The following is a 14,039-nucleotide window of genomic DNA, read 5'->3' on the forward strand; positions in this document are numbered from 1 at the left end:
GATGAGCGAGACCCACTTCGGATTCGAGACCGTCGACGAGACGCAGAAGGCTGCGCGCGTGCGCAGCGTGTTCGATTCGGTCGCGTCGAAGTACGACGTGATGAACGACCTGATGTCGATGGGCTTGCACCGCGTCTGGAAGTCCTACACGGTGGCGGTGGCCAACCTGCGCGAAGGCGACCGTGTGCTCGACCTCGCCGGCGGCACGGGCGACCTGGCGCGCGCGTTCGCGCGCAAGGTCGGCGCCGGCGGCACGGTGGTGCACACCGACATCAACGAGGCGATGCTGCGTCGCGGCCGCGACCGACTGATCGACGAGGGCATCGTGCTGCCCACGGTGATCTGCGACGCCGAGAGGCTGCCCTTCGGCACCGGCAGCTTCGACCTCGTGAGCGTGGCCTTCGGGCTGCGCAACATGACGCACAAGGACCTTGCCCTGGCCGAGATGAACCGCGTGCTGCGCCCTGGCGGCCGGCTGCTGGTGCTGGAGTTTTCCAAGATTGCCCCGCCGCTGGCGAAGGCCTACGACTGGTATTCGTTCAACGTGCTGCCGCGCATCGGGCAGTGGGTGGCGGGCGACGCCGACAGCTACCGCTATCTGGCCGAGTCGATCCGCATGCACCCGGGGCAGGCTGAATTGAAGGCGATGATGAAGAGCGCCGGCTTCGCCCACGTGGACGTGCACAACCTCAGCGCCGGCGTGGTGGCGCTGCACGTGGGGATCAAGTGCTGAGACGCAGCGCAGGGCCGGGGCTGATGGCGGGTAGCGCGCCGGTGTTGTCCATCGTGCTGGCGCTGCTGCCGCACGATGCTTCGGCCGCCGCGATGACGGCGCTGAGCACCTCGATGGGGCTGGCCGGAGCCTTGCTTGCGTTGCTGGCGTCGCTGGGTGCTTCGCCGGCGAACGCGGCGACGGCGCTGGGCCTGTCGGTGCTGCTCCTGCTGCTGCTGGGCGCAGCCACGCAGTTGCGCGCGCAGGGAGCCGGCCTCCCGAAGTTGGTCGGACGCCCCTCGCGGCCGATGCTGGCGCGCGCCGTGCGTACCGAGGACGAACGCGCCCTGCTCGGTGCGGCGCGCGAGCAGTTCCTGCGCCTGCAGGCTGCCTGGGACGCGGCCGACCTGGATGCGCTGCGGCAGCTCACCACCGAGAGCATGTTCGACGAGATCGTCGCCGAACTGCCGGCGCGCGGCCCGATGCCGAACCGCACCGATGTGCTCTCTCTCGAGGCGCATTTGATCTCGCACGAGGCGGTGGGGCCGCTCGAGCTCGCCAGCATCGAGTTCAGCGGCGTGGTCCGCGAGTCCGCCGATCGTGGCGCCATGCCCTTCCGCGAGGTGTGGATGCTGGCCAAGCAGCCGCAAGATGGCGACTGGCGGCTGGCGCGGCAGCAGGCGCTGCTCTGAATCGGCGCGGGGCTCAGAGCCTCCAGCCGTGCAGGCCGAGCGCCGCCAGCTGAGCCGGCTCGTAGGCGGACTTCACGTCGACGAACACCGCCTTGTCGACGGCCTTCCCGGCGATCTTCGCCAGGCCCATCTCGGCGAATTCCTTGTGAGCCACGGCCGCGACGATGGCGCAGGCGCGCGGCAGATCGTCCCAGGGTGTCAGCGTGATGCCGTACTCGTGCTCGCACTCGGACGAATCGGCGATCGGGTCGTGGACATGCACCTTGGCCCCGAAGCTCTTCAGTTCCTTGACCACGTCGATCACCTTGCTGTTGCGCAGGTCCGGGCAGTTCTCCTTGAAGGTCATGCCCAGCACGATGACATCGGCTCCCTTGACCGGCAGGTCGGCGGCGATCATCTGCTTGACGGTCTGCTCCGCGACGAACTTGCCCATGCTGTCGTTGATGCGACGGCCGGCCAGGATGACCTGGGGGTTGTAGCCCAGCTTCTCGGCCTTGTGCGTCAGGTAGTACGGGTCGACGCCGATGCAGTGGCCACCCACCAGGCCGGGCCGGAAGGGCAGGAAGTTCCACTTGGTGCCGGCAGCCTTGAGCACCTCCACCGTGTCGATGCCGATGCGATGGAAGATCACCGACAGCTCGTTCATCAGTGCGATGTTGAGGTCGCGCTGGGTGTTCTCGATCACCTTGGCGGCCTCCGCCACCTTGATCGAGCTCGCCGGATAAACGCCGGCCGTGATCACCGAGCCGTAGACCTCGGACACCTTGCGCAGTGTCTCGGGCGTGTCGCCGGACACCACCTTGGTGATCTTCGTGACCGTGCGCTCCTTGTCGCCGGGATTGATGCGCTCCGGGCTGTAGCCGACGAAGAAGCCTTCCTTCCACTTCAGGCCCGAGTGCTTCTCGATGATGGGGATGCAGACCTCCTCGGTGGCGCCGGGGTAGACCGTCGACTCGTAGACGATGATCGCGCCCTTCTTGAGGTGCTTGCCGACGCTCTCGGAGGATTTCACCAGCGGCGTGAAGTCCGGCTGGTGCGCATCGTCGACCGGCGTCGGCACGGCCACGACGATGAAATCGGCCTCGCCGATCACCTTCGGGTCGGTGCTGCAGGTCAGCATCGTCGCCGCCTTCAGGTCGTCGCCGCTCACTTCGCCGGTCGGGTCGACGTGGCGGCCGTAGGCGGCGACCTTCTCGGCGGAGAGGTCGAAGCCGAGCGTGCGGTACTTCTTGCCGAACTCGACGGCGAGCGGCAGGCCCACGTAGCCCAGGCCGATGACTGCGATGGTGGTCATGCGTTGTGTCCCTCTGATCTCAAGCTTTGAAATAGTCGCGATACCACTGCACGAAGCGGTCGACGCCTTCCCGCACCGGCGTGGCCGGCCGGAAGCCGGTCCACGCCTCCAGTTCGGACACGTCGGCCGAGGTGGCGGGCACGTCGCCGTCCTGCAGCGGCAGGTACTCCTTCAGCGCCGTCCTGCCGAGCGATGCCTCGATCGCCTCGATGAACTCCATCAGGCGTACCGGATCGTTGTTGCCGATGTTGAACACGCGGTAGGGTGCGTTGCTGCGCGCCGGGTCGGGCAGGTCCGCGTCGAACGACGGGTCCACCGTGGCCGGCCGGTCCAGCACCCGCACGACGCCCTGCGCGATGTCGTCGATGTAGGTGAAGTCGCGCACCATCCTGCCGTGGTTGAAGACCTTGATCGGCTCGCCCGCGAGGATCGCCTTGGTGAACAGGAACAGCGCCATGTCCGGTCGGCCCCAGGGGCCGTAGACCGTGAAGAAGCGCAGGCCGGTGGTGGGCAGCCGGAACAGGTGGCTGTAGGTGTGCGCCATCAGCTCGTTGGCCTTCTTGGTGGCGGCGTACAGGCTGACCGGATGGTCGATGTTGTGGTGCTCCGAGAACGGCATCGCGGTGTTGCCGCCGTAGACGCTGGAGCTGGACGCGTACACCAGGTGTTGCACGCCGTGATGCCGGCAGCCTTCAAGAACGTTGGTGAAGCCGACGACGTTGCTGTCGATGTAGGCATGCGGGTTGACCAGCGAGTAGCGCACCCCGGCCTGCGCGGCGAGGTGCACGACGCGGTCGAACTTCTCGTCGGCGAACAGCTTCGCCATGCCTTCGCGGTCGGCCACGTCGAGCTTGACGAAGCGGAAGTCAGCATGCGGCGTGAGGTGCGCGAGGCGGTCCAGCTTGAGCTGCGGGTCGTAGTAGTCGTTCAGATTGTCCAACCCGACGACGCGGTCGCCTCGACCGAGCAGGATCTGGGAAACGTGCTTGCCGATGAAGCCGGCGGCGCCGGTGACCAGGACTTTCATGGTGTCTGAGGGTTGGCTTTCGCGCAGCGAGGGGCGGCAGACGCCCGGGTGAACGTGGATTGTCGATGAACGACGCCGCTCGCCGCACCCGCCCGTTCAGGGGCATGCGCGGCGTGACGCCTCTACTTTGCCCGGCCGTAGGTGTCCTCGAAGCGAACGATGTCGTCCTCGCCCAGGTAGCTGCCCGACTGCACTTCGATGATCTCCAGCGGCACCTTGCCGGGGTTGGCCAGCCGGTGCTTCTCGCCCAGCGGAATGTACGTGCTCTGGTTCTCCGACAGCAGGATCTTGCGCTCGCCGCAGGTGACCTCGGCCGTGCCGCTGACGACGATCCAGTGTTCGGCGCGGTGGTGGTGCATCTGCAGGCTCAGCGCAGCGCCCGGCTTGACCATGATGCGCTTGACCTGGAAGCGGCCGCCTGCGTCGATGCTGTCGTACCAGCCCCAGGGCCGGTGCACTTGACGGTGCAGCGTCTGCTCGCTGCGACCGGCGCGGTCGAGCTCGGCGACGATCTGCTTGACTTCCTGGCTGCGGCTGCGCTCGGCCACCAGCACCGCGTCGGGCGTCTCGATCACGACGACGTTGTCCATGCCGACCACGCCGACCAGCCGGCTGGTGGCGTGGACCAGCGTGTTGCGGCTGTCGCGCAGCAAGGTGTCGCCGCGTGTGGCGTTGCCGGCCTCGTCCTTGGGGCTGACCTGCCAGACCGCTTCCCAGGCGCCGAGGTCGTTCCAGCCCGCTGCCAGCGGCACCATGCGCAGCGAGAAGCTGCCAGGCGCCGCCGACACCGGCTCCATCACCGCATAGTCGATCGACTCGGATGGTATGGCAGCGAATTGCTCGCGGCCCGGTCTCACGAAGGCGGCGTCGGTCTGCCGCTCTTCCCACGCCAGGCGCGTCGCGGCGGCGATGTCGCCGCGGAAGCGCTCGATGGCGGCCATCCAGACGGAGGCGCGCACGACGAACATGCCGCTGTTCCAGAAGTAGTGGCCGTCGGCCAGGTAGCGCTGCGCAGTCGCCAGGTCCGGCTTCTCGACGAAGCGCTCGACGCGCATGCCCGAGGTCTCGTTGCCGGAAGCGTTGATGTAACCGTAGCCGGTCTCCGGCCGGTCGGGCTGCACGCCGAGGATGACGATCGGGCCCTCGCTCGCCAAGCGCGCGGCCCGCTGCAGCGCGGTGGTGAAGGCCGGCTCGTCGACGACGGTCTGGTCCGCCGGCGTGACCACCAGCACCGGGTCGCGGCCGGCCTGCATCGCGTGCAGCGCGGCGAGCGTCATGGCTGGTGCGGTGTTGCGTCCCATCGGCTCGAGCAGCAGCGTGGCACCCGAGTCGCCGAGTTCGCGCAACTGCTCCAGCACGAGGAAACGGTGCTCCTCGTTGCCGACCACGCACAACGGTGCCACGGCGATGTCGGACGCGGCCAGCCCTGCCAGGCGCTGCGCCGCCTGCTGAAAGAGGCTGCGGTTGTCGTTCAGCACGAGGAACTGCTTCGGGTACTGCGCGCGTGACAGCGGCCACAGGCGCGTGCCGCTGCCACCGGCCATCACGACGGGTTGGAGATCGATGTGCTTCATGGTCGGGTCCGTCCAGGGGTCATCGCATCGGCGCGAAACCGTTCGGGTTCAAGGATTGCCAGCGCCAGCTGTCGGCGCACATTGCATCGAGGCCGTGCCGCGCGCGCCAGCCGAGCAGCTGCTGTGCGCGGGTCGGGTCGGCATAGCAGGCGGCCACGTCGCCGGGCCGGCGCGGCACGATCTCGTAGGGGATGATGCGGCCGCTGGCACGTTCGAACGCCTTCACCACCTCCAGCACGCTGTGGCCGCGACCCGTGCCCAGGTTCACGGTGAACGAGTCGCCGCCGCCGAGCAGGTGCTGCAGGGCGGCGGCATGGCCCTCGGCAAGGTCGAGCACGTGGATGTAGTCGCGCACGCCGGTGCCGTCGGGCGTGTCGTAGTCGTTGCCGAACACGCGCAGCTTGTCCCGCTGGCCCACCGCGACCTGGGTCAGGTAGGGCATGAGATTGTTCGGCGTGCCTTGCGGCGCCTCGCCGATCAGGCCGCTCTCGTGCGCGCCCACCGGGTTGAAGTAGCGCAGCAGCGCGATGGCCCAACCCGGCTCGGAACGCTCGAGATCGCGCAGGATGGTCTCGCCCATCAGCTTGGTGGCGCCGTAGGGATTGGTCGCCGCCAGCGGCGCGTCCTCGGTGATGGGCAGTCGCTGCGGATCGCCGTACACGGTGGCGCTGGAGCTGAAGACGAGGCGCCTGCATCCGTGGCGCTGCATGGTGAGCGCCAGGGCGATCAGGCTGCCGAGGTTGTTGCGGTAGTAGGCCAGTGGCTTCGCGGTGCTCTCGCCCACCGCCTTGTAGGCCGCGAAGTGCACCACCGCGTCGATGCTCTCGCGCTCGAACAGCGCCTCCAGCACGGCCTCGTCGCAGACGTCGGCGCGCTCGAACTCGGGACGCTGGCCGGAGAGTCGAGCGAGCCGATGCAGGACCTCTGGCGAGCTGTTCGAGAAGTCATCGACACCGATCACGCGCAGGCCCGCCGCCTGCAATGCGAGCCAGGTGTGTGAGGCGATGTAACCGGTGGCGCCGGTGAGGAGGATGGTGGGGGGCATGCTCATCGATTCGGGGCCGACCGATTCTGGCGCGGCGCGGCCGCTCCGACGGCCCTCGACATTGGGGGTAACTGTGGCGTCGTGCCTACAATCCGTGAATGCTGCACAGCTTGCAAGCGCTCGCCTCACAGGCGGTGATCGAGCGCACGATCCTACTCGCCAACCACGTCATCGCCAGTGAGCCGGTGGCTGCGCAGCGTCTGCGTGCGCACACCGGCCGCAGCCTGGTGCTGCATCTCGACGGCTGGCCGGCGCTGCTGCCGGTGCTGCCGCCGCTGGCGCTGCGTGTCACGCCGGCCGGCCTGCTCGAGTGGTGCGGCGAGAACCTGCCCGATTCGCCCGACCTGCGCGTCTCGGTCGACGCCTCCAACCCGGCGCTGGCCCTGGTGCGCACGCTGGCCGGCGACAAGCCGCGCATCGAGGTGGCTGGCGATGCGCAGTTCGCCACCGACGTCAACTGGCTGTTCGACAACCTGCACTGGGACCTCGAGGACGATCTGGCCCGGCTGATCGGCGACGCGCCGGCGCATGAGCTGTCGCGCTTCGGCACCAGCCTGGCGGCGGCGCTGCGCGAGGCCGTGCGCAGCATCGGCAGCATCGCCTCGCGCCTGCGCGGCGCGGTTGACGACGCGGCCGGGCCCAAGCCGCGATGAGGCACGTCGGCCGGCTGATCTTCATCTGCGTCACGGTTCTGCGCTACGGGCTGGACGAGCTGGCGCTGTCCAGCTTTCGGCAGCGTTGGGTGCGGGCACTGGTGCGCGTGCTGACGATCGGACGCCGGCTCGATGCGCCTCGCGGCGTGCGCCTGCGCCTCGGGCTCGAGCGCCTGGGGCCGATCTTCGTCAAGTTCGGCCAGGTGCTGTCGACGCGGCGCGACCTGCTGCCGCCGGACTATGCCGAGGAACTCGCCAAGCTGCAGGACCGCGTGCCGCCTTTCCCGGCGGCGCAGTCGCGTGCCCTGGTGGAGAAGGCCTTCGGGCGCCCGATCGACGCCATCTTCGCCAGCTTCGACGCCGAGCCGGTGGCCAGTGCCTCGATCGCGCAGGTCCACTTGGCCGTGCTGAAGGACGGCCGCGAGGTTGCAGTGAAGGTGCTGCGTCCTGGCATGCTCGAGGTCATCGACGACGACCTCGCGCTGATGCGCACGCTGGCGGTGTGGGTGGAGCGGCTGTCGGTCGACGGCAAGCGTCTCAAGCCGCGCGAGGTCGTGGCCGAGTTCGACAACTACCTGCACGACGAGCTCGACCTGGTGCGCGAAGCCTCCAACGCGGCCCAGCTGCGCCGCAACATGGAGGGGCTTCGCCTGGTCATGGTGCCCGAAATGATCTGGGATCTGTGCACCCAGAACGTCATCGTGATGGAGCGCATGAAGGGCCTGCCGATCAGCCAGGTCGACCGCCTGCGCGAAGCCGGCGTGGACATCCCGAAGCTGGCGCGCGACGGCGTGACGATCTTCTTCACCCAGGTGTTCCGCGACGGTTTCTTCCACGCCGACATGCACCCGGGAAACATCCAGGTCAGCGTCGCGCCGGAGACCTTCGGTCGCTACATCGCGCTCGACTTCGGCATCGTCGGCACGCTCACCGAGTTCGACAAGGAGTATCTGGCGCAGAACTTCATCGCCTTCTTCCGTCGCGACTACAAGCGGGTGGCGGAACTGCACGTCGAGAGCGGCTGGGTGCCGCCGGAAACGCGCGTCGACGCACTGGAAGGTGCGATCCGTGCGGTGTGCGAGCCGCACTTCGACCGACCCCTGAAGGACATCTCGCTCGGTCAGGTGCTGCTGCGCCTGTTCCAGACCTCGCGGCGCTTCAACGTCGAGATCCAGCCGCAGCTGGTGCTGCTGCAGAAGACGCTGCTCAACGTCGAGGGTCTCGGCCGGCAGCTCGATCCGGACCTCGACCTCTGGAACACCGCCAAGCCATTCCTCGAGCGCTGGATGAACGAGCAGATCGGCTGGCGCGGCTTCGCCGAGCGGCTGAAGAACGAGGCACCGCGCTACGTGCAGCTGCTGCCCGAACTGCCGCGGCTGATCCATCAGGCGCTGCAGCAGCAGCCGGGGCCGGACACGCGTGTGCTCGAGCTGCTGGTCGAGGAGCAGCGGCGGCTCAACCGGTCGCTGCGCTGGCTGCTGTGGCTGGCGACCGGACTCGCGGCCGGCGCGATCGTGGCCCTCGTCTTGCTACGCATGGCCTGACCCGCGGGTAAACTCCGCGCCAGTTTTTTGCCCCACTTCCTGCCTGCGAGGAATCTGCCGTGCTGATCACCTTCGTCGTCATCTACATGGCCGTCACCATCACGATCGGCCTGATCGCCGCGCGGCGGGTGCACAACGCCAAGGACTACCTCGTCGCCGGCCGCAGCCTGCCGCTGTACATGAACGTGGCCACGGTGTTCGCCACGTGGTTCGGCGCCGAGACGGTGCTGGCGGTTTCGGCCACCTTCGCCAAGGATGGCCTGAACGGCATCCCCGGGGATCCCTTCGGCGCCTCGATCTGCCTGGTGTTCGCCGCGCTGCTGTTCGCCAAGCTGTTCTACAGGATGAACCTGCTGACGATCGGCGACTTCTACAAGCACCGCTACGGCAAGTCGGTGGAAGTGCTGACCAGCGTGGCGATCACCGCCAGCTACCTGGGCTGGACCTCGGCGCAGATGACGGCGCTGGGCCTGGTCATCCACGTGCTCTCCGGCGGAGCGGTCGAACTGAACACCGCCATCCTCATCGGCGCGGGCATCGTGCTCGTCTACACCATCTTCGGCGGCATGTGGTCGGTCGCCTTCACCGACCTGTTCCAGACGGTCATCATCATCCTCGGCCTGTCGCTGGTGGCCTACGTCGTCAGCGACATGGCCGGCGGTGCCGGCAAGGTGGTCGCCCAGGCGGCGGCCGAGGGCAAGCTCGTCATGTTCCCCGCCGAGATGGACGGCGCGGCGTACTGGGCGATGGCCGGCGCCTTCTTCGCCTTCGCCTTCGGCTCGATCCCGCAGCAGGACGTGTTCCAGCGCATGACCAGCGCGAGGAACGAGAAGACCGCGGTGCGCGGCACGATCATCGGCGGCCTGGTCTACTTCTGCTTCGCGTTCGTGCCCATCTTCATCGGCTACGCCGCGCTGGTGACCGATCCGGGCCTGAAGGAACTGTTCGACTCGGACGATGCGCGCCAGATCCAGCGCATCCTGCCCGACCTCGTGCTCGGCAAGATGCCGCTGTGGACGCAGGCGCTGTTCTTCGGCGCACTGCTCTCGGCCATCCTGTCCACTGCCAGCGGCGCGCTGCTGGCGCCCACCGCGATCTTCACCGAGAACGTGCTGCGCCCCTTCGTGCCGAACATGGGTGACCGGCAGTTCCTGCTCACGCTGCGCATCATCCTCGTCACCTTCTGCGCCGCGGCGCTGGTGTTCGCGGTGAACAGCACGAGCACGATGTACGAAATGGTGCAGAACGCCTACAACGTGACGCTGGTCGGCGCCTTCGTGCCGCTGCTGGCCGGTGCCTACTGGAAGAAGGCGACCACGCAGGGGGCGCTGGCGGCGATCGTCTTCGGCGTCGGCTTCTGGCTCGGCGCCACCATGCTCGCGCCGGAGGCGATGATCCCGGCCAACCTGGTCGGCCTGTTCGCCTCGGCGATCTTCATGGTCATCGGCTCGCTGGCGCCGCAGGTGCTGGCGCACCACGGCCACTCGATCGAGCACACGCTGCAGCAGGCCGCCAGCCACGCGCACCACGAGCGCCGCCACAGCACGCAGCACTGAGCCCGTGCGTCCCCAACGGGCGCGGCGCCGGCGGGTCCGGCGCCGCGCCTTTATAATTCCAGGTTTTCCTTTCTGCATCAAGGATTTAGCCATGCCGATCTACGCCTACCGCTGCGCGGCCTGCGGCCACGCGAAAGACGTGCTGCAGAAGATCTCCGATCCGGTGCTGAGCACCTGCCCGGCCTGTGGTGCCGAGAGCTTCCAGAAGCAACTCACCGCTGCCGGCTTCCAGCTCAAGGGCTCGGGCTGGTACGTCACCGATTTCAAGAGTGGCGGCGGCGCTGGCTCGGACAAGCCGGCCGACGCCGCAGCGCCGGCCAGCGCGCCGGCGGCCGGCAGCAGCCCGTCGTCGACGAGTTCGTCGGACGCGGGCGGCGCCGCCGGCGGCTGCGGTGCCTCCTGCGCCTGCCACTGAGCAGGCCGCGCCGGAACCGCCGTGAAGAAGTACCTCATCGCCGGCCTGCTGGTCTGGCTGCCGATGGCCATCACCATCTGGCTGCTGCACTCCGTGCTGGGCCTGATGGACGGCGTGTTCGGCTGGTTGCTCAGCGCTTCGCAGGCGGTGCTGCCGCAGGCGGCCACCGCGCCGCTGGAGGCGCTGCGCCACATTCCCGGCCTGGGCGTGGTGGTAATGCTCTGCGGCCTGCTGCTGACCGGCATGTTCGCCACCAACATGGTCGGCCAGTGGTGGCTGCGCCAGGGCGGGCGCCTGCTCAACCGCATCCCGATCGTCAAGTCGATCTACAACTCGATCAAGCAGGTCTCCGACACGCTGTTCTCCAGCAGCGGCAATGCCTTCCGCGAAGCGGTGCTGGTGCAGTACCCGCGCGAAGGTGCGTGGACGATCGCCTTCGTCACCGGCCGGCCCGGCGGCGAAGCGGCGCAGCACCTCGTCGGCGACTACCTCAGCGTCTATGTGCCGACCACGCCCAACCCCACCTCGGGCTTCTTCCTGATGGTGCCGCGGCGCGACGTGATCGAGCTCGCCATGAGCGTCGACGAAGCGCTCAAGTACGTCATCTCGATGGGCGTGGTGGCGCCGCCGCTGCCGGCCGCCGCCGCAGGCGCGGTGCGAAATTGAGGGGGCGCTGCCGCCGCGCAGCGCCCCTTCGCCCCACGTGTCCCCATCGCCCCCGAACCGATCCCGGAGTGAACCCATGAGAACCACGTATTGCGGCCTCGTCAGCGAGGCCCTGCTCGGCCAGACTGTCACGCTGATGGGCTGGGCGCATCGCCGCCGCGACCACGGCGGCGTGATCTTCGTCGACCTGCGCGACCGCGAGGGCCTGGTGCAGGTGGTCTGCGACCCGGACCGTCCCGACATGTTCAAGGTCGCCGAGCATGTGCGCAACGAGTTCTGCCTGAAGATCGTCGGCAAGGTGCGCGAGCGGCCGGCCGGCACCACGAACGCCAACATCACCAGCGGCAAGGTCGAGGTGCTGTGTCACGAGATCGAGGTGCTCAACGCGTCGGTCACGCCGCCGTTCCAGCTCGACGAGGAGAACCTCTCCGAGACCACGCGCCTGACGCACCGCGTGCTCGACCTGCGTCGCCCGCCGATGCAGCGCAACCTGATGCTGCGCTACCGCGTGGCGATGGAGGTGCGCAAGTTTCTCGACGCCAACGGCTTCATCGACATCGAGACACCGATGCTCACCAAGAGCACGCCGGAAGGCGCGCGCGACTACCTCGTGCCCAGCCGCGTGCACGACGGCATGTTCTTCGCGCTGCCGCAGAGCCCGCAGCTGTTCAAGCAGCTGCTGATGGTGGCGGGTTTCGACCGCTACTACCAGATCACCAAGTGCTTCCGCGACGAGGACCTGCGCGCCGACCGCCAGCCCGAGTTCACGCAGATCGACATCGAGACCTCCTTCCTCACCGAGGAGGAGATCCGCACGATGTTCGAGGGCATGATCCGCAGCACGTTCGAGCACGCCATCGGCGTCAAGCTGCCGGCTTTCCCGGTGATGAAGTACGCCGACGCGATGCGTCTGTACGGTTCGGACAAGCCCGACCTGCGCGTCAAGCTCGAGTTCACGGAGCTGACCGACGTCATGAAGGACGTCGACTTCAAGGTCTTCTCCGGCCCGGCCAACGCCGCCGACGGCCGCGTCGTCGCGCTGCGCATTCCCGGCGGCGGCGAGATGAGCCGTGGCGAGATCGACGCCTACACCGAGTTCGTGAAGATCTACGGCGCCAAGGGGCTGGCCTGGATCAAGGTCAACGACGTGGCCAAGGGCCGCGAGGGCCTGCAGTCGCCGATCGTGAAGAACCTGCATGACCGGGCGATCGAGCAGATCCTGGCACGCACCGGCGCGGCCAGTGGCGACCTGATCTTCTTCGGCGCCGACAAGGCGAAGATCGTCAACGATGCGATCGGCGCGCTGCGCGTCAAGGTCGGCCACAGCGAGTTCGGCCGCGCGCGCGGCCTGATGCAGGGGCAGTGGGAGCCGCTGTGGGTGGTCGACTTCCCGATGTTCGAGCACGACGACGAGGCGCAGCGCTGGAACGCGGTGCACCACCCGTTCACCAGCCCGAAGGACGGCCACGAGGACTGGCTCGAGAGCAATCCGGGGGCCTGCATCGCCAAGGCCTACGACGTGGTGCTCAACGGCATCGAACTCGGCGGCGGCTCGGTGCGTATCCACCGCGAGGAGGTGCAGAGCAAGGTGTTCCGCGCGCTGAAGATCGGCGCCGAGGAGGCACAGCTCAAGTTCGGCTTCCTGCTCGACGCGCTGAAGTACGGCGCGCCGCCGCACGGCGGCATCGCCATCGGCCTGGACCGCTTCGTCATGCTGATGACCGGCGCCGAGAGTCTGCGCGACGTGATCGCCTTCCCGAAGACGCAGCGCGCGCAGTGTCTGCTGACCAACGCGCCCAGCGAGGTCGACGAGCGGCAGCTGCGCGAACTGCACATCCGCCTGCGCAACCCGACGCCGGCCGCCTGAGCGACACGGCGGGCGGCTGACCGTCGTCAAGCCGAGGGCCGAGCGCGGCGGTGATGCTCGCCCTTGTGCAGTTCGCGACCATCCGGCATCACCTGCGCGCCACGCGCCCTGGCTTCTTGTCCGTGACCGCGATGGCCTGCGTGTTGGGCATCGTGGTCGCGCTGGCCTGCGGCTCCGGCGCACGGCCGGAGGCCGCAGCCGCCACGATCGTGCTGGCGCTGCTGGCCCATGCGGCGGCCAACGTCTACAACGACTGGGCCGATGACGGCCTGGGCTCCGACGCCCTCAACCACGACCGCGTGTCGCCGTTCTCCGGCGGCTCGCGGCTGATCCAGGACGGCGTGCTCAACGCTGCGCGCATGCGCGAGTGGGCCGGCTGGCTGGCGCTGCTGGCGATGGGGGGCGGCATCGTGCTGGCCGCGCTAAGCGGACCGGGACTGCTGATCATCGGCCTGGCCGGCGGAGTCATCGGCTGGGCCTATTCCAGCCCGCGCGTCGCGCTGATGTCGCGCGGTGCCGGCGAGATCGCGGTGGCCGCGGCCTGGTGGCTGGTCGTGCTGGGCGCAGACTACGTGCAGCGCCAGCGCCTGCACGACATGGCAGCGATCGCCGGCGTCAGCTATGCGCTGCTGGTGGCGACGGTCCTGCTCGTCAACGAGTTTCCCGACCGTTCGGCGGATGCGGCGGCGGGCAAGCGCACGCTGGTCGTGCGCCTCGGCCCGTCGGCGGCCGTTCTCGTGTACGCGGCGCTGGCGGCGCTGGCCCACGGCTGGGTGCTCGCCTGGTGGTGGGCGGGCTGGCTGCCGACGCAGGCTTGGTGGGCGCTGCTGAGTGCGCCGGCGTCGCTGGGCGCGACGGTGCTGCTGGCGCGCCACGCCCGCGCGCCGCATCGCATGCGTCCGGCCATCGTGCTGACGCTGGCCGCGGCGCTGCTGCACGGCGCGCTGCTCGCTGCCGCGTTCGGGGCGGTGCTGTGGCTGCGCTGAGCCCGGCG

At 68.6% G+C, this 14,039-nt stretch carries 13 protein-coding genes; 9 read left to right on the forward strand and 4 right to left on the reverse strand.

Features of this window, described 5'->3' with window-relative positions:
- Position 1 precedes the first annotated feature (1 nt).
- Positions 2 to 733 carry a bifunctional demethylmenaquinone methyltransferase/2-methoxy-6-polyprenyl-1,4-benzoquinol methylase UbiE gene (gene ubiE / locus Q0599_RS22265; RefSeq protein WP_298834645.1) on the forward strand — a complete coding sequence of 244 codons (732 nt, stop codon included), beginning with the start codon at positions 2 to 4 and terminating at the stop codon, positions 731 to 733.
- Positions 727 to 1,404, forward strand: coding sequence for a TIM44-like domain-containing protein (locus tag Q0599_RS22270; protein ID WP_298834646.1), 678 nt, complete (start codon positions 727 to 729; stop codon positions 1,402 to 1,404). Before ubiE ends, Q0599_RS22270 begins: the two co-directional genes overlap by 7 nt.
- A gap of 13 nt (positions 1,405 to 1,417) precedes the next feature.
- Here the strand turns inward: Q0599_RS22270 and Q0599_RS22275 are convergent, their stop codons facing one another.
- The 4 genes from Q0599_RS22275 to galE all read right to left on the reverse strand — a co-directional run bounded on the left by Q0599_RS22275 (position 1,418) and on the right by galE (position 6,344).
- A complete protein-coding gene (locus tag Q0599_RS22275; protein ID WP_298834647.1) occupies positions 1,418 to 2,698 on the reverse strand; it encodes a nucleotide sugar dehydrogenase in 1,281 nt (426 codons plus the stop codon).
- A 19-nt stretch (positions 2,699 to 2,717) separates the two neighbouring features.
- Entirely contained in the window at positions 2,718 to 3,725 is a 1,008-nt protein-coding gene (locus tag Q0599_RS22280) for an NAD-dependent epimerase (protein ID WP_298834648.1), read from the reverse strand.
- Between the two features lie 122 nt (positions 3,726 to 3,847).
- Positions 3,848 to 5,299 carry a mannose-1-phosphate guanylyltransferase/mannose-6-phosphate isomerase gene (locus Q0599_RS22285; RefSeq protein WP_298834649.1) on the reverse strand — a complete coding sequence of 484 codons (1,452 nt, stop codon included), beginning with the start codon at positions 5,297 to 5,299 and terminating at the stop codon, positions 3,848 to 3,850.
- A gap of 19 nt (positions 5,300 to 5,318) precedes the next feature.
- Complete coding sequence (gene galE, locus Q0599_RS22290; protein ID WP_298834650.1) at positions 5,319 to 6,344, reverse strand: UDP-glucose 4-epimerase GalE; 1,026 nt, start codon at positions 6,342 to 6,344, stop codon at positions 5,319 to 5,321.
- Positions 6,345 to 6,442: 98 nt separating this feature from the next.
- Between galE and Q0599_RS22295 the strand changes: the two genes are divergently transcribed.
- The 7 genes from Q0599_RS22295 to Q0599_RS22325 all read left to right on the forward strand — a co-directional run bounded on the left by Q0599_RS22295 (position 6,443) and on the right by Q0599_RS22325 (position 14,031).
- On the forward strand, positions 6,443 to 6,997 hold the full coding sequence (locus tag Q0599_RS22295; protein WP_298834651.1) for a hypothetical protein: 555 nt from the start codon (positions 6,443 to 6,445) through the stop codon (positions 6,995 to 6,997).
- Positions 6,994 to 8,541, forward strand: a complete 1,548-nt coding sequence (gene ubiB / locus Q0599_RS22300) for a ubiquinone biosynthesis regulatory protein kinase UbiB (RefSeq protein WP_298834652.1) — start codon at positions 6,994 to 6,996, stop codon at positions 8,539 to 8,541. The genes Q0599_RS22295 and ubiB overlap by 4 nt, the downstream gene beginning before the upstream one ends.
- A gap of 59 nt (positions 8,542 to 8,600) precedes the next feature.
- Positions 8,601 to 10,097 (forward strand): sodium:solute symporter family protein, encoded by a 1,497-nt coding sequence (locus Q0599_RS22305; protein WP_298834653.1) that lies wholly within the window; start codon positions 8,601 to 8,603, stop codon positions 10,095 to 10,097.
- Between the two features lie 91 nt (positions 10,098 to 10,188).
- Positions 10,189 to 10,512, forward strand: coding sequence for an FmdB family zinc ribbon protein (locus tag Q0599_RS22310; RefSeq protein ID WP_298834654.1), 324 nt, complete (start codon positions 10,189 to 10,191; stop codon positions 10,510 to 10,512).
- Between the two features lie 21 nt (positions 10,513 to 10,533).
- Entirely contained in the window at positions 10,534 to 11,178 is a 645-nt protein-coding gene (locus tag Q0599_RS22315; protein ID WP_298834655.1) for a DUF502 domain-containing protein, read from the forward strand.
- A gap of 76 nt (positions 11,179 to 11,254) precedes the next feature.
- Entirely contained in the window at positions 11,255 to 13,045 is a 1,791-nt protein-coding gene (gene aspS, locus Q0599_RS22320) for an aspartate--tRNA ligase (RefSeq protein WP_298834656.1), read from the forward strand.
- Positions 13,046 to 13,098: 53 nt separating this feature from the next.
- Positions 13,099 to 14,031: a prenyltransferase gene (locus tag Q0599_RS22325; RefSeq protein WP_298834776.1), complete on the forward strand. Its 933-nt coding sequence runs from the start codon at positions 13,099 to 13,101 to the stop codon at positions 14,029 to 14,031.
- The last annotated feature ends 8 nt before the right edge of the window (positions 14,032 to 14,039 follow it).

The organism is uncultured Piscinibacter sp., assembly GCF_937952055.1.
In the GTDB taxonomy this organism is placed as follows: Bacteria; Pseudomonadota; Gammaproteobacteria; order Burkholderiales; family Burkholderiaceae_C; genus Piscinibacter.